The sequence below is a fragment of the Aurantiacibacter gilvus genome, from assembly GCF_038289935.1.
GTDB lineage: Bacteria > Pseudomonadota > Alphaproteobacteria > Sphingomonadales > Sphingomonadaceae > Alteraurantiacibacter > Alteraurantiacibacter gilvus.
Genome location: NZ_JBBYHV010000002.1, coordinates 606,298 through 631,417 on the forward strand (window position 1 = coordinate 606,298; position 25,120 = coordinate 631,417).

The following is a 25,120-nucleotide window of genomic DNA, read 5'->3' on the forward strand; positions in this document are numbered from 1 at the left end:
GCCGTTTCGACGCACTAGGCACCGGCCATGAGCGGGGGCGAAAATTCCATTGTCCAGTTCGACAATGTCGGGCTGCGCTACGGCACTGACAAGGAAGTGCTGAGCGACATTTCGTTCACCCTCTACCCCGGCAGCTTCTACTTCCTCACCGGCGCCAGCGGCGCGGGCAAGACCTCGATGCTGAAGCTGCTCTACCTCGCCCAGCGCCCGACGCGGGGGGCGATCCGCATGTTCGGGCACGACCTGATCACCCAGCCGCGCGCGAGTCTGCCCGACTTCCGGCGGCGCATCGGCGTGGTGTTCCAGGACTTCCGCCTGATCCCGCATCTCACTGCCTTCGACAATGTCGCCCTGCCTCTGCGCATCTCGGGCATGAGCGAGAGCGAGATCGCCAAGCCGGTGGCCGACATGCTCGAATGGGTGGGGCTGGAACACCGCATCGACGCGCGTCCCGCCACCCTCTCCGGCGGCGAGCAACAGCGCGTGGCCATCGCCCGCGCCGTGATCGCCCGCCCGGAAATCCTCGTGGCGGACGAGCCGACCGGCAACGTCGACCCGGAAATGGCCGTCAAACTGCTGCGGCTGTTCGAAGCGCTCAACCGGCTGGGCACCACCGTGGTGGTCGCCACCCACGACGTTCACCTGCTGCGCAAGGTGCCGGATTCGCTGATCATGCGGCTCGACAAGGGGACGCTTTCGGATCCCACCGGGGCGCTGCGCTATCCGCCAAAGCGAGAGGTGATCGCGGGATGATCAATTCCGGCCTCATCCGGCGCGGCGGGCCGCGGTTTTCCGGGGCTTCGTCGCGCATGATGCCGCAAGCGCGGATCGCCGGCCCCATGCCCTGGGTGATCGCCATCATGATCGCGCTGACCGTGATGGCCGCCGGTGCCGGACTGGCGCTGAGCAATGTCGCCAGCAACGCCCGCGCCGAGATCGCGGGCGGCGTCACCATACAGATCGTCGAAGGCGCACCGGCAGAGCGCGAACGGCAGGCCGACCGCACGCTCACCTTCCTGGGCGGGCGCGAGGATATCATTTCCTTCCGCCGCGTCCCGGACGAGGAACTGGCGGCGCTGCTCGAACCCTGGCTGGGAGAAGCGGCGACCGAAAGCGAGGCCGTGCCCACGCCCGCGCTGATCGACGTGCGGCTGTCCGGCCCCGTCACCGCGCGCCGCCTGCAAGACCTGCGCGCCGCGCTGGTGGCCGAAGTGCCTGCCGCCCGGCTCGACGCACAAGCGGGCTGGCTGGCCCCCGTGTTCGAAGCGATCCGTTCGCTGCAATACCTTGCGATCGGCCTCGTCGTACTGCTGGCGGCGACCAGCGTGGCTGCCGTGTGGCTGGCAGCGCGCTCGGCGCTCGGCTCGAACCGCGACACCATCGAGGTGATCCACCACCTGGGCGGCAGTGACGGCCAGATCGCGCGAATCTTCCAGCGCTCGATCGGTCTCGACGCCGCGCTGGGCGGCGCGGCGGGCCTCGCGCTGGGCGTAGGCGCGATATTCGTGCTGGGGCGGCAATTTTCCGATCTCGGGTCAGGCCTGGTTGCGGGCGGCGCCCTGGCATTGGAGGACTGGATCACCATCGCGGCAGTCCCCGTGGCAGGCGTGGTGCTGGCCGTGCTGACCGCGCGGCTCACCGTGATCGGCGCCTTGCGGAGGATGCTGTGATGCTGCGCCGGGTCCTTGCCGCACCGCTGATCCTCTGGGCACTCGGCTTTATCTGGTTCACGGTCTTCCTGCCGCAGCCGGCACCGCGATCACGCACCGATGCCATCGTGGTGCCAACCGGCAGCGGCGGCCGCATCGAGCGCGGCCTTGAAATGCTGCAACTGGGCGCCGCCGAACAGATGCTGGTCACCGGCGTCGACACCACCGTGCAGCCGGGCGAGTTCCAGGTGGAATTCCAGGTGCCGCAGCGGATCATGGATTGCTGCGTGACGCTGGGCTTCTCGGCGCTCGACACGCGCGGCAATGCCCGCGAGACGGCACAGTGGCTGGAACAGCAGGACTATACTTCGCTGCGACTGGTCACGGCAGACTGGCACATGCGCCGCGCGGCGCTGGAACTGCGCCAGCAGCTCCCTGACGATATTCGCATCACGCGCGATGCCGTGCATTCGCAGCCGAGCCTGAAAACACTGTTCCTCGAATATCACAAACTGATCGCAGTCTGGTTCTTGCAGGTTCTCGAGTGATCCTTCTTCGCAACATCGCCTTCTATCTCACCTTCTACATGGGCTCGATCTTCTGCGTGATCGGGGCGGTGCTCACGGCTTACCTCGTGCCAAGCAAGGTCCGGTACTTCCCGGACATGTGGTCGGGGTTGCACGCCTGGGCCTGCCGCAACCTGCTGGGCATAAGGATTGTCGAAACCGGCAACCGGCCCGCAGGCCGCGCCTTCTACGCGATCAAGCACGAGAGCTTTTTCGAAGCGATCAACCTGCCCCACATGCTCGACTTCCCCGCGCTGTTCGCGAAGCAGGAGCTGTTCGACATTCCCGGGTGGGGCAGGGCGGCGAGCAAGTATGGCGTGGTGCCGGTGGCGCGGCAGGAAGGGGCCAAGGCCCTGCGCAACATGATCCGCGCGCTGCAACCGATGAAGCAAAGCAATCGCCCCATCGTGATCTTCCCCGAAGGCACCCGCGTGCCCCACGGCGAGCAACCGCAGCTGCAGGCAGGCTTTGCCGCGCTCTACAAGCTGCTGGACCTGCCGGTGGTGCCCGTGGCGGTGGATTCGGGGCCGGTGTACCAGCCGGGTCTCAAGCGTCCCGGCACGCTGACGATCCATTTCGGCGAACCTATCGAGCCGGGCCTGCCCCGCGCCGAGATCGAAATGCGGGTGCATGCCGGCATCAATGCCCTGAATACCCCGAAAGACTAACCCTCGATCTGTGCAATCGTGGCAGCAAGCCAGTCGCGCGCGTCCCGCCGCCCTCCGACATCGGCGACGAATTCCTGGCCCCTGGCCACGCTTTGCAGGCGCCCCTCGGGCAGCCATCGCGAAGCCTTGTCATGATAGCTGAGGCCGGTCTCGTGCAGCCATGGCGGCACCTGCCACAGGCTGGGCGGACCCTCCGGAACGGTCAGCCGCAGGGCGTGGCTGGCAGACCTGGCCATGGCGCCGCGTCCCAGCCAGGCAACATCGTTGGCGGCATGCAGGCCGATGGCATGCGGCACGCCAAGCGCGGACAGTTCCTCCAGCCGGTGCGCTGGCGCTTCGGGTAGCGGCAGCACCTCCTCGACCATGAGGTAGGCAAAGATCCGGTGGTGCGGCCTCTCGCCTGCTTGGCGGAACAGGCCGAAGAAGACGAAGCAATCGCCCTCGCCCACGCCTTGCCGCTCAAGATGGGTCTGCGCCGCGCCGCACTGGCCCAGCACCGCGCGTCCGTCCGGCAGGAACATCGGGTCGTGGTGGCACAGGTCCTGTGCGCCCAGCTTGCCGCGGCTGGCGGCAGCGGCGTGCACGCCCAGCCCCAGCGCGCCGTAGGTCGTGCGCGAAAGTTCGCCGTTCGCCGGGATCGGCAGGCTCAGCGGGCGCCCTTCGACGATCGGCGAAGGCCCTCCCCCCGCCGCGCTGTCGAACCCCTTGCGCGAGAACACGATCCGCATGGCGAAGTGCCCTAGCCTGCCTGCTGCGCGCGGGCTAGGATCGCGGCCAAGGGAGAGTCAGATGCAGCCAATCCAGCTGGGCCGGATGCGTATCCACCGCGTCATGGAAATGGAATCGCCCACGCCGATGGTGATGAACCTGCCCGGCGTGACGCCGCAGGACCTCGCGCGGCTCAGGCAGTGGTACGATCCCGGCGATGACGAAATCGGCGCGGATGCCGAAAACTCGCGTATGACCTTCTCGGTCCATTCGTGGGTGATCGAAGTCGACGGGCAGACCATCCTCGTCGACACCTGCGACGGCAACCACAAGGACCGGCTGGTGCCCGAAGTGAACCAGCTCAACACCGATTACCTTGGCAACCTGCGCCGCGCCGGTTTTGCGCCCGAAGACATCGACCTCGTCATGTGCACCCACCTGCACTTCGACCATGTCGGCTGGAACACCCGGCTGGAGAACGGCAAATGGGTGCCGACCTTCGGCAACGCCAGGTACCTGTTCGGCCGCCGCGACTACGAATACTTCAAGGACGAGCCTGCAGGCGAGGATGCCCACCACGCCAGCTTCATCGATTCGGTGCTGCCGGTGATGGAAGCGGGCAAGGGCGTGATCGTCGACGAGAACCACGTCGCCCACCGCGAGATCGGTGACGGCGTGTGGCTGGAACCGGCTTTCGGCCACTCGCCCGGCTGCTGCACGATCCACGGGCAGGCCGACGCGGGCGAAGCGATCTTCTGGGGCGACGTCATCCACCACCCGGTGCAACTGCTTCGTCCGGACCTGCCCTTCGCCTTCGACGCCGACCCGGCCACGGCCAGCGTGACCCGCCAGCGGGTGATGAAACGCGCGGCGGAGGAGGAACTGCTGTGCTTCCCCGCGCACTTCCGCAAGACCAGCGCGGGGCATGTCCGCAGCGACGGCGATGCCTACCGCTACGAATGGGTCGTGCCCTGACCCACGGACGACCTGTCACCGCCGACTTGACTTGATTGCGCTAGTAACCAAGTGCAAGGGCGACTTATGGCAATAGACAGAACCGCGCTCCGCGACGCTTACCGCCAGGACGAAGACGCCTGCCTCACCGAACGGCTCGAGCAGGCCGCCGTCAGCACTTCGGTGCACGAAGAAGCCCAGGCCATTGCCGCCCACCTGATCGAAGGTGCGCGGGCAAAGGATTCCAGCGGGCTCGATGCCTTCCTTGCCGCCTACGGTCTCGACACCGACGAAGGCATTGCCCTGATGTGCCTCGCCGAAGCGCTGCTGCGCGTGCCGGACGAGGAGACCGCCGACGCGCTGATCCGCGACAAGGTGGCGACGCAGGACTGGGCCGAACACGTCGGCGAATCGGGCAGCGTTTTCGTCAATGCCGCCACCTTCTCGCTGATGCTGACCGGCGAAGTGCTGCGCGGCAGCGAGCGGCAGGAAAAGGGCCTCGCCAACGCCCTGCGCCGCGCCACCGGCCGCATGGGCGAGCCCGTCATCCGCAAGGCCACCAACCAGGCGATGAAGATCATCGGCGGCCAGTTCGTCTACGCCCGCACCATCGGCGAAGCGATGAAGCGCGCCGCACCCGAAAAGAAGCGCGGCCTGACGCACTCGTTCGACATGCTCGGCGAAGCAGCCATGACCTATGGCGATGCCGAGAAATACCGCCTGGCCTACGAGACCGCGATCGCGCGGCTGGCGAAGGAAGAGGGCGACGTCCACACCGGCCCCGGCATTTCGGTCAAGCTGTCCGCGCTCTATCCCAAGTACGATTTCTTCCACGGCGAAGCCGCCGTCGAAGCGCTGGTCCCCATCGTGCGCGACCTTGCCATGATGGCGCGCGAGGCGAACATCCATTTCACGGTCGATGCCGAGGAAGCCGAACGGCTGGAGCTGAGCCTCGACATCATCGAGGCGCTGGTTGCCGACGACGAACTGTTCGACAACGGCACTCCGCAAGGCTGGCAAGGCTTCGGCATGGCGATCCAGGCTTACCAGAAGCGCGGTGTTCCGCTGTGCAAATGGGTGGCCAAGCTGGCGCGCAAGCACGACCGCAAGCTGTTCGTCCGGCTGGTGAAGGGCGCCTACTGGGACGCCGAGATCAAGCTCACGCAGGTTGGCGGCTATGCCGACTATCCCGTGTTCACGCGCAAGCTGGGCACGGACGTATCCTACCTCGCCTGTGCGCAGGAACTGCTGACGGCGGACGATGCCATCTACCCCGCCTTCGCCACCCACAACGCCTACACTATCGGTGCGATCAAGGCGCTCGCTGGCAAGAAATCGTTCGAATTCCAGCGGCTCCACGGCATGGGCGAGGATGTCTATGCCGTGCTGTCGGCGATGGAGGGCGACAAGCGCACCCCGGTACGCATCTACGCGCCCGTAGGCGGACACAAGGAACTGCTCGCCTACCTGGTGCGCCGCTTGCTCGAAAACGGTGCCAACTCCAGCTTCGTCAACCGCATGGCCGATGCGGAAGTGCCGGTGGAAGAACTTACCACCAGCCCGGTGGACGACCTCGCCGCACTGACGCCCTACCGCAATCCGTCGATCCTGCTGCCGGCCCATATCTATCCCAACCGGCGCAATTCGCTGGGGGTCGACCTCGCCCACCCGCCGGAGATGGAGGAGCTACGCAAGTGCCTCGCGCTCTGGCGCAAGGAACATCCCGTGGCCCGCCCCACCCTGCGCGCCGACATCGACGAGGAACTGGTCGAGATCCACGCCCCGCAGACCGGCAAGGTGGTGGGCGAATACATGATCGCCAGCCAGCGCGACATCGACCTCGCCATTGCCCGCGCCACTGCCGCCCAGCCCGCGTGGGACGCACTGGGCGGCGAGGAACGCGCGCAGCTGCTGATCAAGGCCTCCGACCTGCTGGAAGAGAACACCCCGCGGTTCATGGACCTGTGCCGCCGCGAGGCGGGCAAGACCATGATGGACGCCGTGCTGGAAGTGCGCGAGGCGGTGGACTTCCTGCGCTATTACGCGTGCGAAGCCCGCATGCTGTTCGGCGCGCCGCAACCGCTGCCGGGGCCGACCGGCGAACAGAACCTGCTGCGCCTGCATGGCCGCGGCGTCTTCGCCACGATCAGCCCGTGGAACTTCCCGCTGGCGATCTTCATGGGTCCGACCGCGGCCGCGCTGGCGGCGGGCAATACCGTGCTCGCCAAGCCGGCCGAGCAGACCCCGCTGATCGCGGCCCTCGCCATCGACCTGTGCCACGAGGCAGGCATTCCCAAGGACGTGCTGCAGCTGGTGCCGGGTGACGGCAAGGTGGGCGCGGCGCTCACCAGCGATCCGCGCATTGCCGGCGTGGCCTTCACCGGCTCGACCGGCACGGCCCACGCCATCAACCGCTCGCTCGCCGCGCGCGAAGGAGCGATCGGCACGCTGATCGCCGAGACCGGCGGCCAGAACGCGCTCATCGTCGACAGTTCGGCCTTGCCCGAACAGGTGACCCGCGACGTCGTGGCCTCGGCTTTCCAGAGCGCGGGCCAGCGCTGCTCGGCCCTGCGCGTGCTGTACCTGCAGGAGGACATTGCGGACGAGATGCTGGCAATGATCAAGGGCGCCTTCGAGGCGCTTGTGATCGGCGATCCGGCTGACCTCGCTACCGATGTCGGCCCGGTGATCGACGCCGAGGCCAGGGACAAGCTGGAAGCTCACGTGGCCGAAATGCAGGAGTCCGGCTTCCCTGTCTGGCGGCGCGAGCTGCCCGAGTTCTGCAAGCACGGTCACTACGTTGCCCCGACGATCATCGAGCTGGGCTCGATCCTCGACCTCGACGAGGAACACTTCGGCCCGATCCTGCACGTCGTGCGCTATCCGGCCAGCGCGCTGGGCAGCGTGATCGATGCCATCAACGCCACCGGCTATGGCCTGACGCTGGGCCTGCACAGCCGCATCGACGAGACCCGCCGCTTCGTCGAGGCGCACGCCCGTGTCGGCAACTTCTACGTCAACCGCAACCAGATCGGCGCCGTGGTCGGCAGCCAGCCATTCGGCGGCGAAGGCCTCAGCGGCACCGGACCCAAGGCGGGCGGCCCGCACTACGTAACGCGCTTCGCCACCGAACGGGTAACGACCATCGACACCACGGCGGCGGGGGGCAATGCGAGCCTGCTGGCGGGGGTCTGAGGTCGCTCCTTGCAATTTTTTTAGAATAGACTATATGAAAATTGCCTAACGTCGCCTGCGACGGAATTGATCACTGCCCACGGCAGTCTCCTTCTCCATTTCATGCTGCATGGCTCCGCCACGGGATGCACCCGCGCGCGGATTGTATTTTTGCATGCAAGGACCGGGTTTGGCGAAAGAAGAACTCATGACCATCGAGGGCGAAATCGACGAGGTTTTGCCCGATGGTCGCTTCGGCGTCACACTCGATAACGGCCATCGGATCATCGCCTATACGGCGGGCAAGATGCGTCGCTACCGGATCCGCTCCGTAGCCGGAGACCGCGTGCACGTCGAAATGACGCCTTACGATCTGACCAAGGGTCGGATCGTGTTCCGCGAACGAACCCCCGGGCAAGGTCCCGGCGGCCCTCGCAAACGCGGATTCAAGCGCTGACGGCGAATTGATAACGGCAGCCATGGTGCTGCCGACAAGGACATAATGAATACCATTTTTGCAGGTGCGCATAAGCACCAGAATACCCTCCCGTGCGAGAGCAAGGGCCCGCAGGCGCAGACCGGCAACCAGTCGTCCTTCCCTGCACTGCTTTCGACCCTCGAATTGCGACGGCTTGTCGCGGCGATGGTCGACTGAGCATTACCAACACCAGCGGCCATGCTTCCGGCATCCCCGCAACCGCCCGGAGAAAGCCAATGGACCTGAACTTGGAATATGCCGCTCACCAGAGTGCGTTGATGTCTGCCAAGGCAGCTACCAATGATAACGGTCGCCGTGCCCACCTGTTGCAGGCAACGGGCATCGCCGAACGGATCGGCGAGTTCCAGCTGCGGCTGGGCGCAGCAGCGGCCTGCGCCTGGTGCGCTGCCAACCTGGCGCTCCCTACCGACGCCTGATCCACTTCCGGATTACAGCCACTTGCCAAGCCTCCGCTCCGGGTCCAACCTGATTTTTCAGGCAAGATCCGGAGAGCAGGCCGCATGGCTGTAACGAAAACCAACCCCGCAGTACCTTTCACCCTGGCCGCCATGTTGCTGGCCCTGGGTGCCTGCGCGACCAGTGGCACTGACGCACCCTACGAAGGCAATGCCTCGATGGGCATGCTGATCGCGCGCGATTCCTGCGCCAGCTGCCATGCCGTGTCGCTGGGCGGGGAATCCCCCAACGACCATGCGCCGACCTTTCGCGAGGTGATCAACCGGCCCGGCATGACAGCGGATTCGCTCACCGCCTGGCTGAACGAAGCGCACAACTATCCCACCGAGATGGGCGTGCACCTCGAACCCCACCAGGTGGATTCGCTGGTCGCCTACATGCTGCGCCTGCGGTCGGAGCAGGACGAGTCCTGACACGCGGGAACCGGTCTTGAATGGCCGGGCCTGACATGCTCTTCTTCTCCCGGCCGTTCCGGACCGGGGGGAAACCAAATGAAGCATTTCGCAATCGCGCTCGCACTGGCGACAGCTCTTTCGGGCTGTTCAGGCGAAGCGGAGCCGGAAGGCGACCCGACCGAGGTCGCGCAGCCCAACGTCCTTGAATTGCAGGTCGAAGGCCTGTCCTTCACCGGCCCCGACACGATCAACTCCGGCTGGACCACGATCCGCGTCGTCAACGAAGGCGGCATGACGCACCATGCGCTGGTCTACCGCCTGCCCGAGGGCGTGACCGCGGAAATGCTCGACGAACTGGTGGTGCGGCCGATCCAAGCCAGCCTTACCGCGGCTATCGCCGGGGATTTCGAAACCGCCGCCGCCATCTCGGCGACAATGCCGGCCTGGGTGGCAGACCTCGTCTGGATGGGCGGGCCGGGCATGATGTCCGACGGCGTCACCGGCGAAGCCACCATGTTCCTCGAACCCGGCAACTACATCGTCGAATGCTACGTCAAGACCAACGGCGTGCAGCACAACTACAATCCGACACCAGGCGAGTTCGGCATGGTTTTCCCGCTGACAGTGCTCGCCGAAGACGGGGGCATGGCCGAACCCGATGCCAATGTGACGCTGACCGTGACCAACGACGGCTACGACATCGCTGAGGGGGCCTTCGTCAGCGGCGACAATACCGTGCGGGTCAATTTCGCGGAGCAGCGCCGCTACAACGATTTCGTCGGGCACGACGCCCATGTCTTCCGCATCGACGACGATACCGATGTCGAAGCGGCAGCAGCATGGCCGGACTTCTTCCCCGTCGATGGCCAGCAGACCCCCGCACCGGCACGGTTCGTGGGCGGCATCCACGACATGCCGCAAGGCGCGACAGGCTATTTCCGGGTCGATCTCCAACCCGGCGAATACGGCATCACCGCGGAAATTCCCGATGCCATGGAAAGCGGTTTCTTCACCCGCTTCACCGTCGCGGGCGAATAGGAGCGAACCGGAAAGGGGGAAAGTTCTCGCCGACAGCTTGCCCCCCGCCCTCACATGGGGAATCCCTCGTCCATGGCGATTCTTTCCGACAAGTGGATCCGTACCCAGGCGCTCGAACATGGCATGATCGAGCCCTTCGTGGAGGCGCAGCGGCGCGAGGGGAATATCTCCTACGGCCTCTCCAGCTTCGGCTACGACGCGCGCGTCGCGCCCGAATTCAAGATCTTCACCAACGTCAATTCCGCCGTGGTCGACCCCAAGAATTTCGACGGCGACAGCCTGGTCGACCGCGAGACCGACGTCTGCGTGATCCCGCCCAACAGTTTCGCGCTCGCGCGCACGGTGGAATATTTCCGCATCCCGGAAGACGTGCTGGTGATCTGCCTCGGCAAGAGCACCTACGCCCGCTGCGGCATCATCGTGAACGTCACCCCGCTGGAACCGGGCTGGGAAGGCCACGTGACGCTGGAATTTTCCAACACCACGCCGCTGCCCGCGAAGATCTACGCCAACGAGGGCGCCTGCCAGTTCCTGTTCCTGCAGGGCAACGAGCGGCCCGAAGTCACCTATGCCGACCGCGCGGGCAAATACATGGGCCAGCGCGGGGTGACGCTGCCGAGATTGTGACCTATTCCTCCGCGTGAAAGGGAGGACACATGCCGACAACCGAAGAACTGCTCGCCCGGATCGAGGCGCTCGAAACGCGCGCACTCGCGGCGGAAGACTACCGCGACCTGATGAACCTGCAGGCGGCCTACGGCTACTATGTCGACAAGGGCCTGTTCGACAAGGCGGCGGACCTCTTCGCCAGGGACGGCACGCTCGAGATCGCCGGGCGCGGCGTCTACGTCGGGCAGGACCGGGTGCGCGAATACCTGCACCACCTGCCGCCCTACGTGGACGGCACGATCTACAACCACATGCAGCTGCAGCCGGTGCTCCACATCGACAGCGAGGCGGGCACGGCCAAGGGCCGCTGGCGCACGCTGATGATGGTCGGCTTCATCGGCCGCGAAGGCCGCTGGGGCGAGGCGACCTACGAGAACTCCTACGTCCGCGAGAACGGCAAGTGGCGCATCGCCAGCCTGCACGGCGTGATCAACTTCTACGCCGAATACGAGGAAGGCTGGCACAAGGGCGGCGTCGCCCTGCTGCGCTCGACCGACGGGCTGCAGCCGGACCGCCCGCCCAGCTTCGAATACGAAGCCCACCCCAAGGCGGTAATCGCGCCGTTTCACTACGACGAAGTCTAGAAAATTGGCGCTTGGAGCGAACTGACCGCTAACGACCCGGAAGCGGACCGTCCGCTCTTGGCCTCACCTTCGGCAATGTAGACATCCACGGGCCCATAAGTCGGTGTGAGACGTTACCATTACATGACCATGCACTACACGCGCACGGGGCGCGGAAAACCCCTCCTCCTTGTCCACGGACTGGGGGCGACCTGCGGCTCGTGGGACACGATCTCGCCTGCTCTTTCTCGAGTCAGGGAGGTAATCGCCGTTGACCTGCCCGGCCACGGGCAGACACCCGAAGAGGCCGATAGCGGCACGTTCGACGGACTTGCGCGCAGTCTGGACAGCTGGCTCCGCACCGAAAATCTCATCGGGGTCGATATGGTGGGTAGTTCGTTGGGCGCTCGCCTGGTGCTCGAGATGGCGCGGCGCGGCCAATCGGGCGCGGTCGCCGCACTGGATCCGGGTGGCTTCTGGCATGGGTGGGAGCGGACGTTCTTCAAAGCCACCATAACGCCTTCGGTTGCCCTGGTTCGCGCGCTGCGACCGGCGCTTTCTGCCATCACCGGAAATGTCGCAGGACGGACAGCGCTGATGGCCCAGCTCTCAGCGAGGCCTTGGGCGCTCGACCCGGCATTCGTCGCGCGTGAACTGAAGTCATTGGCTGATACGCGCACTGTCAATTCGCTGGTGAAGGACCTCGCCAACGGCGCGATGCAAGCGGGTCCCGCAAACACGGCTGCACCGGTTGTCATCGGCTGGGGACGTAAGGATCGGTTGTGTTTACCGCAGCAGGCGGATCGCGCGATGAAAGCCTTCCCTGAAGCGACGCTGCACTGGTTCGAGCGTAGCGGACACTTCCCGATGTGGGATCAGCCAGAGGAGACCGTCCGCGTGATTCTGGATGCGACCAGCGTCTCAGGATCGAAATAATACTGCAACTGGCCGGTTCGCAAATCGAGGGCATATGCAGGGACTAGTCCCACTGTAACATCTCTTGTTGGGCCGTAAGCAGTCGGTCCGCTTCTGATTACCGGACGCAGGATACCTGCCGTTCTGCTTGCGACCCGATTGCGGACACGGCTGTTGCGGCTATCCTACCCCGATGGATGACGAAGGCTATACTGGACGCTCTACAGAAGAGAGGTGGGGTTGCATCGCTTCAACTCTCGTCGGTACGCCAATCTTCTTGTTCTTGCTTGTCGCTGACGCGCTTGGAGACTGTGCGCCTGGTACCTCATGTCAGAAGGGATTTTTGACGCAAGTGCTGCTCCCCTCTTTCGCTATTGCCGCTACGGTCGGTCTCATCGTTTGGGGGGCCATTAAGATTGCTCGCCGGAGGGGCCGATAGGGACGATTGGGAAGGGCTTGGCAGACGTCCGCTCTCCACCCAACTGCAGACTATGGCTTGTCATGGCGTTGCCTGCGAACGCAACAAAGACCAGTCATAATGGGATTTTGGGTGGGCCTGAATCGAGCAGACTGCATCCTTCAAGAGACGAGCAGCGCGTTGGCAATGAACATCTGCCATTTGCTGAGTCGGGGAAGAAAGAGCCATCAGAACTTCGTCGCGGGCCGTCTTCATCGACAATGGAACCGCCGTTCTGTGCATCTTCCCTCTCCCGACGGAGCCTGAGTTCGAACAGGGTCTTTATCATTCCGCGTGGAGTCGCTCCAAATCCGCGGAGAAAGTGGATCATGTCCCAGCGGAGCGAAAGTCCGCTTTCCACCCAATTCCAGCCGGCGGGCTTTCTTTAACTCAATAGGCCTGGCCCAAGGCGATCCCACTGGGCCACATCTTCTTGTCATGTTACCAAGCATCGCTTGAGCAAGGGGGGGGTGAGATGACGAGTTTGACACCTGAGAGGATCATTCAGGTTGGCATGGGATTTTGGCCCGCGCGGACTTTGCAGACCGCCGCCAAACTTGGCTTGTTCACGACGCTGGGCAGTCAAAGCATGAGCGGCGAGGAAATTGCCGACAAGCTCGCCCTTGCGCCACGTGCCATTCCCGACTTTCCAGATGCCTTGGTGGCGCTAGGATTTCTCGAGCGAGATGGTGAGGGTCCCGAGGCACGCTATCACAACAGCGAGGAAGCGGCCCTTTTCCTCGACAAGGCAAGTTCAGCCTACATCGGCGGGTTTCTGGAGATGGCGCACGACAGGCTCTACCCGTTTTGGGAAGACCTAGGCGAGGGACTAAAGACTGGCGAGGCCCAGAATGAGGCCAAGCGAGGCATGGCGTCGATCTTTGAGACCGCCTACTCCAGTCAGGAAAGCCTCGAGCAGTTCCTGTCCGCCATGAGTGGCATTTCAACCGGCAACTTCAAGGCTCTCGCTGCAGATTTCGATTTCTCTCCATACCAAACACACTGTGACGTTGGGGGAGCGGAAGGTATCCTGGCAATAGAAGTGGCTCGGGCCAATCCGCACATGAGCTGCCTCACGGCGGACCTGCCGCCCGTCCAACCGATTGCGCAGGCCAAGATCGCAGAAGCCGGGTTGAGTGAACGGGTGACCACCCGCGCGATCGACTTCTTTAAGGACGACCTTCCAAAAGCCGATGTCATTACCATGGGCATGATCCTGCATGACTGGGACCTGCCGACGAAGAAGATGCTCATTGCCAAGGCTTATGATGCACTTCCCGAAGGTGGCGCCTACATCGTGATAGAGCAACTTATCGACGATGCTCGGCGGGAGAATGTATTCGGCCTAATGATGAGCCTGAACATGTTGATCGAGGGTGGTGATGCCTTCGACTATACAGGAGCTGACTTCGCCGCATGGTGCACGGAGGCCGGATTTAAGAAGACCGAGGTGATGCACCTTGCGGGTCCAAGTAGTGCCGCCATAGCCTACAAATAGATGAGACAGTTGACGCATGGCCCATCCTGGCCAACGACCGCTTTCGACCCAGTTCTAGTCTAGTCTTACGAGCTGCCAATAGGCGAGGAGCGGACCAGCCGTTAACGACCCGATTGCGAATGTCCGAGAAGTGAAGCGATCATAAGTGCTTATGGTAGAAAATCCTCTTAGCTTGACAGGCCGTTAACCTTCGGGCTCATTGCAACTGTTCGGGGGGCTAAGTATTTTGTGAGGGGCGCGCGCCTCCTGGGCAAGTATGCGGCGATTAACGCCGTGCTTCAAACAGGGGGACTTCATGAAAAAATTGCTTCTTTCTACTGCTGCCATATTGTCGGTAGCCATTGCTAATCCTGCCATGGTCGCAGCACAGGATGATCCGCCATTGCGGCCAGCCGAATACGTGAACGTGAGTGCCATCCATATAGATGATGGTCACGGACTCGATTATGCCAATCACCTCGCGACACTTTGGCGGCGGTCGATGGACTTTCAAGTCGAACAGGGTTGGATCGACAGCTACGAGATCCTGACCAACGTCCACGCTCGCGAAGGCGAACCCGATGTCTATCTTTTGACCCGCTACACCGAGTGGACGACACCTGAGGAAGGCCGAGCCAGGGGCGAAGCCATGCGGGCTCACATGGCCATGACCGCGGAACAGATGCAGGAGGCATCTGCTGGTCGCGCGGAGTATCGCACTTTGGGTAGTGAAATATTGCTACGTCGTCAGGTCTGGAACGACTGACACGAACTGCAATCAAGCATAGCGGACTGGTCGATGCGCCTGACCAAGGCTGTGACCGGTCCGCTTTCGGCCCGATTGCGGACATGTCACTCTTCTGCCAACCTCGGTGAACTCGACGTGACTTCTGGGAGAGGAGCAGTGAGGACTGCTGATCGTTCGGATTTCTGGTTTGGGATTGCCTTGGCAGTCATCGACTTCATCGGAGAGCGCTTCTTTCCGAAGCAAGAACTCGAATGATCGCTGCGCTGAATTTTCGATAGCAGCTAACCATCCCCTCTCACCCGCCAACGATTCCATCGCGCCGCCCGGAAGCCGACGCCCCGAGCTCAACGACAACCTAGAAACTCGACCGCACGCTCAGGCGGAAGTTGCGGCCCTGCAGCGGCACAAACTCCTTCGTGAAGCTGGCGTGGCGGCGGCCTTCCGCGTCGAACAGGTTATCGACGGCAGCCAGCACGGTCAGGTTGCTTGCGCCCTCGAAGGGGTGCCAGGCCACGGACAGGTTGACGTGCGTGAAGCTGTCGGTCGGGGTTTCCAGCGGGGCGACGCGGTTCTGGGCATCGTTCCACTCCACCTCGGCGCGAATGTCGAAGTGGCCGGTCTGGGCTTCCAGCGCGCCGGACAGGCTCAGCGGCGGGATGCGCGGTACCGGGTCGCCGTTGGCCAGCGTCGCCTCGGTATAGTCGCCGCGCAGGTCGCCCAGCAGGGTGAATTCGCCGTTGTGCAGCAGCGGGAAGGTGACCTGGCCTTCAAGGCCCCACTGGTCGGCATCCTGCTGCAGGAATTCGAACACGTCGAGGCCGTCTTCCTCCAGCCCCGTTTCGGCGAGGTAGATGAAATCGTCGAACCAGTTGCGATAGACGCTGGCATTGACCTGCACCGCGCCGATCTCGCCGCGCAGGTAGCCCTCGACGCCCCAGGCGCTTTCGACGTCCAGCGCGTCGTTGCCGACCTCGTACTGCTGGGTGGCGATGTGCGGGCCATCCGCGAACAGTTCCTGCGCTGACGGCGCGCGCTCCGCGTGGCTGAGGTTCACGCCGAGGCGGAAGTCGTCGAACAGGGTGTAGCTCGCCCCCAGCGCACCCGAGAAGGTGTCGAACTTGCGCTCGCGGTTGAGCACGCCCTCGCTCACCGACGTGTGCTCGTAACGGACGCCGGCCTCGACCTCGATGGCATCGAAGTCGAGTTCCTGCAGGGTGAACACGGCGAAGTTCTCGGTGACGCTGGGCGGCACGAAGGCCTCGGCCCCGATGGCTTCGAAATCGACGTGCGAATATTGCGCGCCGATCGAGCCGCGCGAGATTCCGTGGCGCGCCTGCACCAGCTCGATGCGGCCCTCGATACCCTGCACGTCGAAGACGGTGCCGGTCTCGTCGCCTTCGAATTCGGTGTGGGTGTAGTCGGACCAGCCCCAGCGCGTCTGCACGTGGTCGAAGAAGCCGTCCCCCAGGTCCAGCTGGCCGCGCAGGTCGACGCGGTAGCGCTTCATGCCGATGGAGACAGGGCCTTCTTCTTCCTCGCCGCCTTCAGCGCCTTCGTCGTGGTCTTCCTCTTCCTCACCGTGGACATGGCCCACGCCGGGCAGGCCGGGCACGCCGTAGCTGGTGTCGTAATAGTCGAAGGAGACGCCGATATTGCTGTCGCCGGAGAAGAAGGCGAGGCCCGTGCCGAAGGAGGTCGCCTCGGTCCAGGAGTTGGGCAACACGTCGCGGGTATTGGCGCCTTCGCGCAGCTCTTCCGCTTCGTCGACATGGCCTTCTTCCTCTTCCTCGGCAGCGTCTGCCAGCAGGTCGGCGCGCAGGTCCGGCGTGGCGGCAAAGCCGGGAATCTCGATATCGTCGGTGTTGCGGTAGGAGCCGTCGATGTGGAAGGCGAAGCCGCCGCCCAGCGGCGCGTCGAGCGACAGGCCGCCTTCGCGCAGGTTGGCCGCAGTGTCGGCACCGGCCAGAGCATCGATGTGCACCGGCTCGGTCGGCAGGCGCGGCGGGATGCGCTTGGTGATGACATTCACCGCGCCGCCGATGGCGGAGCTGCCGTAAAGCAGCACGGCGGGGCCGCGCAGCACTTCTATGCGGTCCGCGATCAGCGGGTCGACGGACACCGCGTGGTCCGCCGAGGCGCCCGAGGCATCGAGCGCGCCGACCCCGTCGGTCAGCACGCGCACGCGCTCGCCGCCGAAGCCGCGCAGCACGGGGCGCGAGGCACCGGGGGCGAAGCCGCTGGCGGTGACGCCGGGGATCTGGTCGAGCACGTCGCCGATCTGGCCCGCGCTTTCGCGCTGCAGGGTGATCCCGGAAATGACCGAAGTACCGGCCACCACGTCGAGCCGGTCAACGCCAGCGGCCGTCACGAGGATGACGTTGTGCAGGTCGTCAGCGGTGGAACGCGGCTCTTCGGCGATGTCTTCGGGCGGCGCGTCCTGCGCCAGGGCAGGAGCGGCGGGCAGCAGGCAGGCGAGCGCGACGGAAGCGAGCAAAGCAGGCGAACGGTTGGTCATTGGGGGGAAGCGACCTTGTCTGTTACAGGGACTGATACAATATATCATGCAGCATCTAGACGCTGCGGCGTGAACGTCAAGTGAGCAGGTGCAACATTTTCGTCAGGCCGTGCCGGCGGTGCGAAGACGCCTGCGCGCCTCGTCCTCGCCGATCAGCGGCAGCAGCTCGGCCATGTCCGGCCCGTGGTCGCGCCCCGTGAGCGCCTGCCGCAGTGGCAGGAACAGCGCCTTGCCCTTGCGGCCGGTACTGGCCTTGAGGCTGGCGGTGAGGTCTGCCCACGGCGTGTCGGACCAGGCCAGCGCATCAGCGGCTGCGGCAAGATAGGCGCGAGTCTCGTCGTCGAACGCGGGCGGCGCGACCGGACCGGTGACCACCTGCCACCAGTCCGACGCACCCGCGACAGTTTCGAGGTTGGGCCGGATCGCGTGCCAGGCCGCCGCGTCCATGCCTTCGGGCAGGCGATCCGCCACGTCGGCAAAGTCCAGCTGGTGGACGATGGCGGCGTTGATCCGGTCCAGCTCGGCGTCGTCGAACCTGGCCGGCGCGCGCCCGAAGGTCGACAAATCAAACGTGTTTACAAGCGTTTCCCGCGCAGCAATCGGCTCGACCGGCTGGCTGGTGCCGAGCCGTGCCAAGAGCGCCACCAGCGCCTCAGGCTCGATCCCGCGTTCGCGGAAAGTGTCGCAGCCCAGCGAGCCGAGGCGCTTCGACAGCTTGCCCTCGCTGCCCACCAGCAAGGCTTCGTGCGCAAAGCGCGGGGGTGCAGCATGGAGTGCGGTAAACATCTGAATTTGCGTGGCAGTGTTGGAAACATGGTCCTCGCCGCGCAGGACGTCGGTCACGCCCATGGCGATATCGTCGACCGCCGAGGGCAGCATGTAGAGCCACGACCCGTCCGCGCGCCGGATCACCGGATCGGAAAGCTGGGCGGGATCGAATTTCTGGAGCCCGCGCACTCCGTCGTCCCAGGTGATGGCCTCGTCGTGGTCGAGCTTGAAACGCCAGTGCGGGGCAATGCCCCCGACCTCTTTCGCCGCGCGTTCCGCGTCGGTCAGCTTGAGCGCCGCACGATCATAGATCGGCGGCAGCCCCCGCCCCAGCTGGATCTTGCGCTTGAGTTCCAGTTCCTGCTGGGTCTCGTAAGCGGGGTAGACGCGCCCTTCGCCGCGCAGTTTCTCGAAAGCCTCGTCGTAGAGCGGCAGCCGTTCGGACTGGCGCTCCTCGCCGTCGGGCGTCAGGCCCAGCCAGGCGAGGTCCTCGCGGATCGCTTCGACATATTCCTCGCGGCTCCGCTCGGCATCGGTATCGTCGATCCGCAGCAGGAACTTGCCGCCGGCCTTTCTGGCCAGCAGCCAGTTGTGCAGCGCCGTGCGCACATTGCCGACATGCAGGCGGCCCGTGGGCGATGGGGCGAAGCGGGTGACGGTAGTCATGCGCAGGCAGTTAGCGCGGCTCGTGGCCTATTGCGAGTAGAGTGTGAGCGAATGTCCGCCGCCGGAAAGCCGGATACCGTTCGAAGGTGTTCTGATCGCTTGCGTGGCCGCGTCGATCGCCTCCGCAGCCAAGACCGTCTCCGGCGTTGGCCGGCATAGCGTTCCAACCGGATCAATCTGCCGCCGCTGCGTTTCGAGCGCGCCATCCATGTACGTGTAGTCCCAGACCAGGCCCGCGCACGGCAGCAAGTCGATTACGTCTTCATCGACGGACAGTGCTATTCCCTGCGGGGCGTCGAGCGGTTCACCGTCAATCCCGGCGACTCGAAATTCGCCCGCCAGCGTGTCCGGTGCTGGCGCTTCGGCGGTACGGGGCTCGGCCTGTGTTGCCTCAGGCGCTTCGGCCGGCTGCGGATCGTCGGCGGGCGCCGGGTAGCAGCCAGCAAGCGCGAGTAGCGCGGTCGCGCAGCAGGTCCGGATCATCGCGGCCGGACCACGAAATTGTGCTCGATGTAGAGGAAGACCTCGGTCTCGCTGGCCTGCTGCCAGTAGAGGTCGCCCTCCAGCCCGCGGATCTCGACGCCGTAGCCATTGCCGAACATGCCGGCATAGCGGGTCGATTCCTCGGCCACGTGACGCACAACGTCGGCGCGGTATTGCTCCGGGTCGTCGATCGCCAGCGCGGTGGTACCGACGTCGATGAAGGACCGGCCCTGCGCCGGGATATCTGCCACGAAGGCGGCGATGCGCTGGCTGGTGTCGCGCACGCGGGCCTCGTCGCTGGTGAGCGGGATGCGGGCGTAGATCTGCACGCGGCTGGTGTCCGGACGGTTGCCGCCCATGATGCGCAGCTCGCGCATGTTGGCCGCGGTCACCGGCTCCAGCGTGTACTGGCCGGCCACCAGCGTGATCCCGGCCTGCTCGGCGCGGGCGATGGTATCGGCGAGCATGCCGAACAGTTCCTCGGACCGCAGGTCCGGGTCGCGGCTGTCGGAGCTTACGAACAGCGGCGTCACGAAATAGTCCGCGCGGCGCGTCACCCCGATGGCAGCCGGGCCGCTGGCGGTGAAATAGGCATTGGTGGCGGACCGGTCTTGCCGCGATGCGGTGACCACCACCTGCGCTGCTGCCGGAATGGCGGTGAAGGCGGTCACCGCGGCGGTGGCGGCCAGAATTGAACGGCGAATCATCTCGTTACCCCTTCTTCCCTGTGAAGGGGGCAGGCTAGCGCTTGCCGATGAACGCCGCCAAGCCAGAGAGATGGGAGGCTGCGAAGGGTCAGGCGACGCTGGCAACCGCCCGGGTCATTGCGGCGTAGAGCCCGTCGTGCCGCTCGCGGCGTACCAGCCCGTCGAGTACGGCGGAGAAGGCGTCGCGGTCGGCAGCAAGACTTGCGGAAGCCATGTCCGCGAACACCGCCTCGTCGGGAGACAGCGCGTGGCAGCATGGCCGGTTCACCGCGACGTTCTCGGGCCAGGCCTGCGAGCAGGCCCTGGCGAGGTCGAGCACGGACTTTGCCGCGGTCAGCGAATTCAGCCTGCGCGTGAGTTCGACCACCGGGTCCATGTTGCTGCGCATGGCGGCGGCCATGAGGCGGATGGACAGCACCAGCGTCATTACCGTCTCGGAATAGTCGTTCGCCATGCGCGGGCGGGCGAGCGCTGCAACCACCTGGCTGCGGGTCGCGGCATCGGCGGCAGGCAGGGCAAGTGGACGGGCGGGTTGCTGCATGGGGACCTCGGTACTGCTGTTCGTTTCCCTGCCAACCTAGCCCCCGTACTCCTTATTGCAAGTGATTTGCATTATCTATCCAGAGGTCGGACCTGCTGGAGGCAACAAAGAAAAGGGCCCCGGCAGATCGCTCCGCCGGGGCCCTTGTCTGTTTGCAGTAGGGAGTGGAGGATCAGTCCTCGGTGCCCTCTTCCGCTGCCGGTTCGGCGGCTTCTGCCGGGGCAGCTTCGCCGCCTGCCGAACCGCCCATGGCTGCAGCCATGGCTTCTTCGCTGGGCGGGGCGTCGACCGGAACCTCTTCCTCCTTCGCAGCTTCGAGAGCGTCCTGCATCTTCTTGTACTGGGCCCGCAGCGCGGCGTCGCGCGACGAGGCGGTGACGCGCAGGCGGTTCATGCCCGCACCGGTACCGGCGGGGATGAGGCGGCCCACGATCACGTTCTCCTTGAGACCGATCAGCGTGTCCTTCTTGCCTTCGACCGCGGCCTGCGTGAGCACGCGCGTGGTTTCCTGGAACGAAGCGGCAGAGATGAACGAACGCGTCTGCAGGCTGGCCTTGGTGATGCCCAGCAGGATCGGCGTGCCGACGGCCGGCTTCTTGGACTTGGTCAGCTTGGAGTTGACCTCGTTCATTTCCTCGAAGTCCACCTGTTCGCCCGGCAGCAGCGTGGTGTCGCCGCCGTCGGTGATCTCGACCTTCTGCAGCATCTGGCGAACGATCACCTCGATGTGCTTGTCGTTGATCTTCACGCCCTGCAGCCGGTAGACTTCCTGGATCTCGGTGCAGAGGAACTCTGCCAGAGCTTCCACGCCCATGACTTCAAGGATGTCGTGCGGGTTGGGCGAACCGGAAATCAGGGTGTCGCCCTTCTTCACGAAGTCGCCTTCCTGGACGTCGATGACCTTGGTCTTCGGCACCAGGTACTCGACCGGATCGCCCTCTTCCGGAACGATCGCGATCTTGCGCTTGGCCTTGTAGTCACGGATGAATTCCATCCGGCCCGAGATCTTGGCGATCACGGCGGCGTCCTTCGGCACGCGGGCCTCGAACAGCTCGGCAACACGCGGCAGACCGCCGGTGATGTCGCGCGTCTTGGCGGCTTCACGCGAAGCACGGGCAAGGATGTCACCCGCCTGCACTTCCTGGCCGTCCTCGACCGAAAGCGTGGTACCCGGAGCCAGCATGTAACGCTGGGCTTCGGTTTCCTCGCCCTTCTTGCCCTTGGCCTTGAGATCGTCCTCGCCAAGGAAGGTCAGGCGCGGACGCAGGTCTTCCTTCTTGGAGCGACCGGTGGCGCGATACTCGGTGACCACGCGCTGGGCGATACCGGTGGCATCGTCCACGCGCTCTTCCAGCGTCTTGCCTTCGATCAGGTCCTGGTAGCGAACCACGCCGGCCTGTTCGGTGATGATCGGCAAGGTGAACGGGTCCCATTCAGCCAGTCGATCGCCTTCCTTCACCTTGGCGCCGTCCTCGAACATGAGCACGGTACCGTAAGGCACGCGGTGGATCGCACGCTCGCGGCCCTCCGCGTCGACCACGACCATCTCGCCCGAACGGGCCAGCGACAGGCGGCGGCCCTTCTTGTCCTTGATGGTGGGCATGTCGCGGTAAACGATCTTGCCGTCGGAAATGGCTTCCAGGTGGCTGGTTTCGTTGATCTGCGCCGCACCGCCGATGTGGAAGGTACGCATGGTAAGCTGCGTACCCGGTTCACCGATGGACTGCGCGGCGATCACGCCGACAGCTTCACCGATGTTCACCGGCGTACCACGCGCCAGGTCACGGCCGTAGCAGGTCGCGCAAACGCCCTGTTCGGCTTCACAGACCAGCGGCGAGCGGATCTTCGCCTGCTGCACTTCGGCGTCCTCGATGGCCTTGGCCATCGGTTCGTCGACCATCTGGCCAGCCTTTACGATCACTTCGTCGGTGGCGACGTTCACGATGTCCTCGGCCACGGTGCGGCCCAGGATACGTTCGCCGAGCGAAGCAATCACGCTGCCGCCCTGGACGATGGCGCGCATCTCCAGCGCATTGTCGGTCTTGCAGTCGTCCTCGACGATCACGCAGTCCTGCGACACGTCGACCAGGCGGCGGGTCAGGTAACCCGAGTTGGCGGTCTTGAGCGCGGTGTCCGCGAGGCCCTTGCGGGCGCCGTGGGTCGAGTTGAAGTATTCAAGGACGGTCAGGCCTTCCTTGAAGTTCGAGATGATCGGGGTTTCGATGATCTCGCCCGACGGCTTGGCCATCAGGCCACGCATACCGGCAAGCTGCTTCATCTGCGCGGGGCTACCACGCGCGCCCGAGTGGCTCATCATGTAGATCGAGTTGATCTGCGCCTCGCGGCCGTTCTCGTCCTTCGGCGTGGCCTTGATCTCTTCCATCATGGCCGCCGCCACCTGGTCGCCGCAACGGCTCCAGGCGTCGATCACCTTGTTGTACTTTTCCTGCTGGGTGATGAAGCCGTCCTGGTACTGCTGCTCGTAATCGGCAACCAGCGTCTTGGTTTCCTCGATCATGCCGACCTTGCTGTCGGGGATGATCATGTCGTCCTTGCCAAACGAAATACCGGCCTTGAACGCGTGACGGAAGCCGAGGCTCATGATGGCATCGGCAAACAGCACCGTGTCCTTCTGGCCGGTGTGACGATAGACCTCGTCGATCACGTCGCCGATGTCCTTCTTGGTCAGCAGGCGGTTGACCACGGCGAAGGGCACCTTGTGGCTCTTCGGCAGGCATTCGGCGATCAGCATGCGGCCCGGCGTCGTATCGACGCGCGCCATGAACTGGTTGCCCTTCTCGTCCGTCTGCGGAACGCGGGTGGTGATCTTCGAGTGCAGCGTGACGGCACCGACGTGCAGTGCCTGGTGCACTTCGTTGATATCACCAAGCACCTTGCCTTCGCCCGGCTCGCCTTCGCGGTCCATCGACAGGTAATAGAGACCCAGCACCATGTCCTGCGAGGGCACGATGATCGGCTTGCCGTTGGCGGGCGAGAGGATGTTGTTGGTCGACATCATCAGCACGCGCGCTTCCAGCTGGGCTTCGAGGCTCAGCGGGACGTGAACAGCCATCTGGTCACCGTCGAAGTCGGCGTTGAAGGCCGAGCAGACGAGCGGGTGCAGCTGGATGGCCTTGCCTTCGATCAGCACGGGCTCGAAGGCCTGGATGCCAAGACGGTGCAGCGTCGGAGCGCGGTTCAGCAGGACCGGGTGTTCGCGGATGACTTCATCCAGGATGTCCCAGACTTCCTTGCGTTCCTTCTCCACCCACTTCTTCGCCTGCTTCAGGGTCATCGACAGACCCTTGGCATCGAGGCGGGCGTAGATGAACGGCTTGAACAGCTCGAGCGCCATCTTCTTGGGCAGGCCGCACTGGTGCAGCTTGAGTTCCGGACCGGTCACGATGACCGAACGGCCCGAATAGTCGACGCGCTTGCCGAGCAGGTTCTGGCGGAAGCGGCCCTGCTTGCCCTTGAGCATGTCGGACAGCGACTTCAGCGGACGCTTGTTGGCACCCGTGATCACGCGGCCACGACGACCGTTGTCGAACAGCGCATCGACCGATTCCTGCAGCATGCGCTTTTCGTTGCGGACAATGATGTCCGGCGCACGCAGCTCCATCAGGCGCTTGAGGCGGTTGTTACGGTTGATGACGCGGCGATAGAGATCGTTGAGATCCGAGGTCGCGAAGCGGCCACCGTCGAGCGGCACCAGCGGGCGCAGTTCGGGCGGAATGACCGGCACGACTTCGAGGATCATCCATTCGGGGCGGTTGCCCGATTCGATGAAGCTTTCGACGACCTTCAGGCGCTTGATGATCTTCTTGGGCTTGAGCGTCGACTTGGTGGTCTCCAGCTCTTCCAGCAGGTCGGCCTTTTCCTGTTCCAGGTCGAGGTCCATCAGCATGATCTTCACCGCTTCGGCACCGATGCCGGCGGTGAAGGCGTCTTCGCCGTACTCGTCCTGCGCGTCGAGCAGCTCGTCCTCGGTCAGCAGCTGGAACTTCTCCAGCGGCGTGAGGCCCGGCTCGGTGACGATGTAGCTTTCGAAGTAGAGCACGCGCTCCAGCTGCTTGAGCTGCATGTCGAGCAGCAGGCCGATGCGCGAGGGCAGCGACTTGAGGAACCAGATGTGCGCGACCGGCGCGGCCAGCTCGATGTGGCCCATGCGCTCGCGGCGGACCTTGGTCACAGTCACTTCGACGCCGCACTTTTCGCAGACGACGCCCTTGTACTTCATGCGCTTGTACTTGCCGCACAGGCACTCGTAGTCCTTCACCGGGCCGAAGATGCGCGCGCAGAACAGGCCGTCACGCTCGGGCTTGAACGTACGGTAGTTGATGGTTTCCGGCTTCTTGATCTCGCCGAACGACCACGAGCGAATGCGCTCGGGCGAGGCAATGCCGATCTGGATCTGGTCAAAGGTTTCCGGCTTGGAGAGCTGGTTGGTGAATTTGGTCAGTTCGTTCATTTTTCACATTCCCTTGGGGGGATAAACAGGGGT

The 25,120-nt window shown here is 64.4% G+C and carries 24 protein-coding genes; 17 read left to right on the forward strand and 7 right to left on the reverse strand.

All coding sequences use genetic code 11. From position 1 onward, the window contains the following. Nucleotides 1-27: 27 nt before the first annotated feature. From ftsE to AAEO60_RS12835, 4 genes are read left to right on the forward strand one after another with little or no spacing between them, the layout of a single operon-like run. A complete protein-coding gene (ftsE, locus tag AAEO60_RS12820) occupies nt 28-753 on the forward strand; it encodes a cell division ATP-binding protein FtsE (protein ID WP_341674101.1) in 726 nt (241 codons plus the stop codon). Then, nucleotides 750-1,670 carry a cell division protein FtsX gene (locus tag AAEO60_RS12825; RefSeq protein WP_341674102.1) on the forward strand — a complete coding sequence of 307 codons (921 nt, stop codon included), beginning with the start codon at nt 750-752 and terminating at the stop codon, nt 1,668-1,670. The genes ftsE and AAEO60_RS12825 overlap by 4 nt, the downstream gene beginning before the upstream one ends. Further along, entirely contained in the window at nt 1,670-2,197 is a 528-nt protein-coding gene (locus AAEO60_RS12830) for a YdcF family protein (protein WP_341674103.1), read from the forward strand. Before AAEO60_RS12825 ends, AAEO60_RS12830 begins: the two co-directional genes overlap by 1 nt. Next, the gene (locus AAEO60_RS12835) at nt 2,194-2,883 is read left to right on the forward strand and encodes a lysophospholipid acyltransferase family protein (protein WP_341674104.1); all 690 of its coding nucleotides are present in this window, start codon (nt 2,194-2,196) and stop codon (nt 2,881-2,883) included. Before AAEO60_RS12830 ends, AAEO60_RS12835 begins: the two co-directional genes overlap by 4 nt. On the opposite strand, the gene AAEO60_RS12840 is transcribed toward AAEO60_RS12835, so the two are convergent. Next, the gene (locus AAEO60_RS12840; RefSeq protein WP_341674105.1) at nt 2,880-3,611 is read right to left on the reverse strand and encodes an Nmad3 family putative nucleotide modification protein; all 732 of its coding nucleotides are present in this window, start codon (nt 3,609-3,611) and stop codon (nt 2,880-2,882) included. The two genes, AAEO60_RS12835 and AAEO60_RS12840, sit on opposite strands and share 4 nt — an antisense overlap. 61 nt (nt 3,612-3,672) lie before the next feature. On the opposite strand from AAEO60_RS12840, the gene AAEO60_RS12845 reads away from it, so the two are divergent. The 13 genes from AAEO60_RS12845 (at nt 3,673) to AAEO60_RS12905 (ending at nt 15,191) form a co-directional block, all read left to right on the forward strand. After that, entirely contained in the window at nt 3,673-4,566 is an 894-nt protein-coding gene (locus tag AAEO60_RS12845) for an MBL fold metallo-hydrolase (RefSeq protein WP_341674106.1), read from the forward strand. A gap of 66 nt (nt 4,567-4,632) precedes the next feature. Next, a complete protein-coding gene (gene putA, locus AAEO60_RS12850) occupies nt 4,633-7,740 on the forward strand; it encodes a bifunctional proline dehydrogenase/L-glutamate gamma-semialdehyde dehydrogenase PutA (protein ID WP_341674107.1) in 3,108 nt (1,035 codons plus the stop codon). A 169-nt stretch (nt 7,741-7,909) separates the two neighbouring features. Then, nucleotides 7,910-8,176, forward strand: a complete 267-nt coding sequence (infA, locus tag AAEO60_RS12855; protein WP_341674108.1) for a translation initiation factor IF-1 — start codon at nt 7,910-7,912, stop codon at nt 8,174-8,176. Between the two features lie 45 nt (nt 8,177-8,221). Further along, on the forward strand, nt 8,222-8,374 hold the full coding sequence (locus AAEO60_RS12860; RefSeq protein WP_341674109.1) for a hypothetical protein: 153 nt from the start codon (nt 8,222-8,224) through the stop codon (nt 8,372-8,374). A 59-nt stretch (nt 8,375-8,433) separates the two neighbouring features. After that, nucleotides 8,434-8,634 (forward strand): hypothetical protein, encoded by a 201-nt coding sequence (locus tag AAEO60_RS12865; RefSeq protein WP_341674110.1) that lies wholly within the window; start codon nt 8,434-8,436, stop codon nt 8,632-8,634. Nucleotides 8,635-8,718: 84 nt separating this feature from the next. Further along, the gene (locus AAEO60_RS12870) at nt 8,719-9,087 is read left to right on the forward strand and encodes a c-type cytochrome (RefSeq protein WP_341674111.1); all 369 of its coding nucleotides are present in this window, start codon (nt 8,719-8,721) and stop codon (nt 9,085-9,087) included. Between the two features lie 78 nt (nt 9,088-9,165). Further along, nucleotides 9,166-10,107, forward strand: a complete 942-nt coding sequence (locus AAEO60_RS12875) for a hypothetical protein (RefSeq protein ID WP_341674112.1) — start codon at nt 9,166-9,168, stop codon at nt 10,105-10,107. Between the two features lie 72 nt (nt 10,108-10,179). Then, the gene (dcd, locus tag AAEO60_RS12880) at nt 10,180-10,734 is read left to right on the forward strand and encodes a dCTP deaminase (RefSeq protein WP_341674113.1); all 555 of its coding nucleotides are present in this window, start codon (nt 10,180-10,182) and stop codon (nt 10,732-10,734) included. Between the two features lie 29 nt (nt 10,735-10,763). Continuing rightward, nucleotides 10,764-11,360, forward strand: coding sequence for a nuclear transport factor 2 family protein (locus AAEO60_RS12885; RefSeq protein ID WP_341674114.1), 597 nt, complete (start codon nt 10,764-10,766; stop codon nt 11,358-11,360). Between the two features lie 123 nt (nt 11,361-11,483). After that, nucleotides 11,484-12,275 carry an alpha/beta fold hydrolase gene (locus AAEO60_RS12890; RefSeq protein WP_341674115.1) on the forward strand — a complete coding sequence of 264 codons (792 nt, stop codon included), beginning with the start codon at nt 11,484-11,486 and terminating at the stop codon, nt 12,273-12,275. Nucleotides 12,276-13,186: 911 nt separating this feature from the next. Further along, nucleotides 13,187-14,209 (forward strand): methyltransferase, encoded by a 1,023-nt coding sequence (locus AAEO60_RS12895; RefSeq protein WP_341674116.1) that lies wholly within the window; start codon nt 13,187-13,189, stop codon nt 14,207-14,209. Between the two features lie 295 nt (nt 14,210-14,504). Continuing rightward, nucleotides 14,505-14,954, forward strand: coding sequence for a hypothetical protein (locus AAEO60_RS12900; RefSeq protein WP_341674117.1), 450 nt, complete (start codon nt 14,505-14,507; stop codon nt 14,952-14,954). Nucleotides 14,955-14,987: 33 nt separating this feature from the next. Next, the gene (locus tag AAEO60_RS12905; RefSeq protein WP_341674118.1) at nt 14,988-15,191 is read left to right on the forward strand and encodes a hypothetical protein; all 204 of its coding nucleotides are present in this window, start codon (nt 14,988-14,990) and stop codon (nt 15,189-15,191) included. 100 nt (nt 15,192-15,291) lie between these two features. On the opposite strand, the gene AAEO60_RS12910 is transcribed toward AAEO60_RS12905, so the two are convergent. The 6 genes from AAEO60_RS12910 to rpoC form a co-directional block, all read right to left on the reverse strand. Next, nucleotides 15,292-17,451, reverse strand: coding sequence for a TonB-dependent receptor (locus tag AAEO60_RS12910; protein ID WP_341674119.1), 2,160 nt, complete (start codon nt 17,449-17,451; stop codon nt 15,292-15,294). A gap of 102 nt (nt 17,452-17,553) precedes the next feature. Then, the gene (gene gltX / locus AAEO60_RS12915) at nt 17,554-18,885 is read right to left on the reverse strand and encodes a glutamate--tRNA ligase (RefSeq protein ID WP_341674120.1); all 1,332 of its coding nucleotides are present in this window, start codon (nt 18,883-18,885) and stop codon (nt 17,554-17,556) included. 27 nt (nt 18,886-18,912) lie between these two features. Next, the gene (locus tag AAEO60_RS12920; RefSeq protein ID WP_341674121.1) at nt 18,913-19,368 is read right to left on the reverse strand and encodes a hypothetical protein; all 456 of its coding nucleotides are present in this window, start codon (nt 19,366-19,368) and stop codon (nt 18,913-18,915) included. After that, the gene (locus tag AAEO60_RS12925; protein WP_341674122.1) at nt 19,365-20,075 is read right to left on the reverse strand and encodes a hypothetical protein; all 711 of its coding nucleotides are present in this window, start codon (nt 20,073-20,075) and stop codon (nt 19,365-19,367) included. Before AAEO60_RS12925 ends, AAEO60_RS12920 begins: the two co-directional genes overlap by 4 nt. An 88-nt stretch (nt 20,076-20,163) precedes the next feature. Next, nucleotides 20,164-20,616 carry a hypothetical protein gene (locus tag AAEO60_RS12930; protein WP_341674123.1) on the reverse strand — a complete coding sequence of 151 codons (453 nt, stop codon included), beginning with the start codon at nt 20,614-20,616 and terminating at the stop codon, nt 20,164-20,166. Between the two features lie 172 nt (nt 20,617-20,788). Beyond that, on the reverse strand, nt 20,789-25,087 hold the full coding sequence (gene rpoC / locus AAEO60_RS12935; protein ID WP_341674124.1) for a DNA-directed RNA polymerase subunit beta': 4,299 nt from the start codon (nt 25,085-25,087) through the stop codon (nt 20,789-20,791). Between the last annotated feature and the right edge of the window lie 33 nt (nt 25,088-25,120).

What these genes read in the sequence shown, in the direction of transcription:
- ftsE (WP_341674101.1), top strand. Translation starts at nt 28, where the DNA reads ATGAGCGGGGGCGAAAATTCCATTGTCCAGTTCGACAATGTCGGGCTG.
- AAEO60_RS12825 (WP_341674102.1), top strand. Translation starts at nt 750, where the DNA reads ATGATCAATTCCGGCCTCATCCGGCGCGGCGGGCCGCGGTTTTCCGGG.
- AAEO60_RS12830 (WP_341674103.1), top strand. Translation starts at nt 1,670, where the DNA reads ATGCTGCGCCGGGTCCTTGCCGCACCGCTGATCCTCTGGGCACTCGGC.
- AAEO60_RS12840 (WP_341674105.1), bottom strand. Translation starts at nt 3,611, where the DNA reads ATGCGGATCGTGTTCTCGCGCAAGGGGTTCGACAGCGCGGCGGGGGGA.
- AAEO60_RS12845 (WP_341674106.1), top strand. Translation starts at nt 3,673, where the DNA reads ATGCAGCCAATCCAGCTGGGCCGGATGCGTATCCACCGCGTCATGGAA.
- putA (WP_341674107.1), top strand. Translation starts at nt 4,633, where the DNA reads ATGGCAATAGACAGAACCGCGCTCCGCGACGCTTACCGCCAGGACGAA.
- AAEO60_RS12860 (WP_341674109.1), top strand. Translation starts at nt 8,222, where the DNA reads ATGAATACCATTTTTGCAGGTGCGCATAAGCACCAGAATACCCTCCCG.
- AAEO60_RS12865 (WP_341674110.1), top strand. Translation starts at nt 8,434, where the DNA reads ATGGACCTGAACTTGGAATATGCCGCTCACCAGAGTGCGTTGATGTCT.
- AAEO60_RS12870 (WP_341674111.1), top strand. Translation starts at nt 8,719, where the DNA reads ATGGCTGTAACGAAAACCAACCCCGCAGTACCTTTCACCCTGGCCGCC.
- AAEO60_RS12875 (WP_341674112.1), top strand. Translation starts at nt 9,166, where the DNA reads ATGAAGCATTTCGCAATCGCGCTCGCACTGGCGACAGCTCTTTCGGGC.
- dcd (WP_341674113.1), top strand. Translation starts at nt 10,180, where the DNA reads ATGGCGATTCTTTCCGACAAGTGGATCCGTACCCAGGCGCTCGAACAT.
- AAEO60_RS12885 (WP_341674114.1), top strand. Translation starts at nt 10,764, where the DNA reads ATGCCGACAACCGAAGAACTGCTCGCCCGGATCGAGGCGCTCGAAACG.
- AAEO60_RS12890 (WP_341674115.1), top strand. Translation starts at nt 11,484, where the DNA reads ATGACCATGCACTACACGCGCACGGGGCGCGGAAAACCCCTCCTCCTT.
- AAEO60_RS12895 (WP_341674116.1), top strand. Translation starts at nt 13,187, where the DNA reads ATGACGAGTTTGACACCTGAGAGGATCATTCAGGTTGGCATGGGATTT.
- AAEO60_RS12900 (WP_341674117.1), top strand. Translation starts at nt 14,505, where the DNA reads ATGAAAAAATTGCTTCTTTCTACTGCTGCCATATTGTCGGTAGCCATT.
- AAEO60_RS12905 (WP_341674118.1), top strand. Translation starts at nt 14,988, where the DNA reads ATGCGCCTGACCAAGGCTGTGACCGGTCCGCTTTCGGCCCGATTGCGG.
- AAEO60_RS12910 (WP_341674119.1), bottom strand. Translation starts at nt 17,451, where the DNA reads ATGACCAACCGTTCGCCTGCTTTGCTCGCTTCCGTCGCGCTCGCCTGC.
- gltX (WP_341674120.1), bottom strand. Translation starts at nt 18,885, where the DNA reads ATGACTACCGTCACCCGCTTCGCCCCATCGCCCACGGGCCGCCTGCAT.
- AAEO60_RS12920 (WP_341674121.1), bottom strand. Translation starts at nt 19,368, where the DNA reads ATGATCCGGACCTGCTGCGCGACCGCGCTACTCGCGCTTGCTGGCTGC.
- AAEO60_RS12925 (WP_341674122.1), bottom strand. Translation starts at nt 20,075, where the DNA reads ATGATTCGCCGTTCAATTCTGGCCGCCACCGCCGCGGTGACCGCCTTC.
- AAEO60_RS12930 (WP_341674123.1), bottom strand. Translation starts at nt 20,616, where the DNA reads ATGCAGCAACCCGCCCGTCCACTTGCCCTGCCTGCCGCCGATGCCGCG.
- rpoC (WP_341674124.1), bottom strand. Translation starts at nt 25,087, where the DNA reads ATGAACGAACTGACCAAATTCACCAACCAGCTCTCCAAGCCGGAAACC.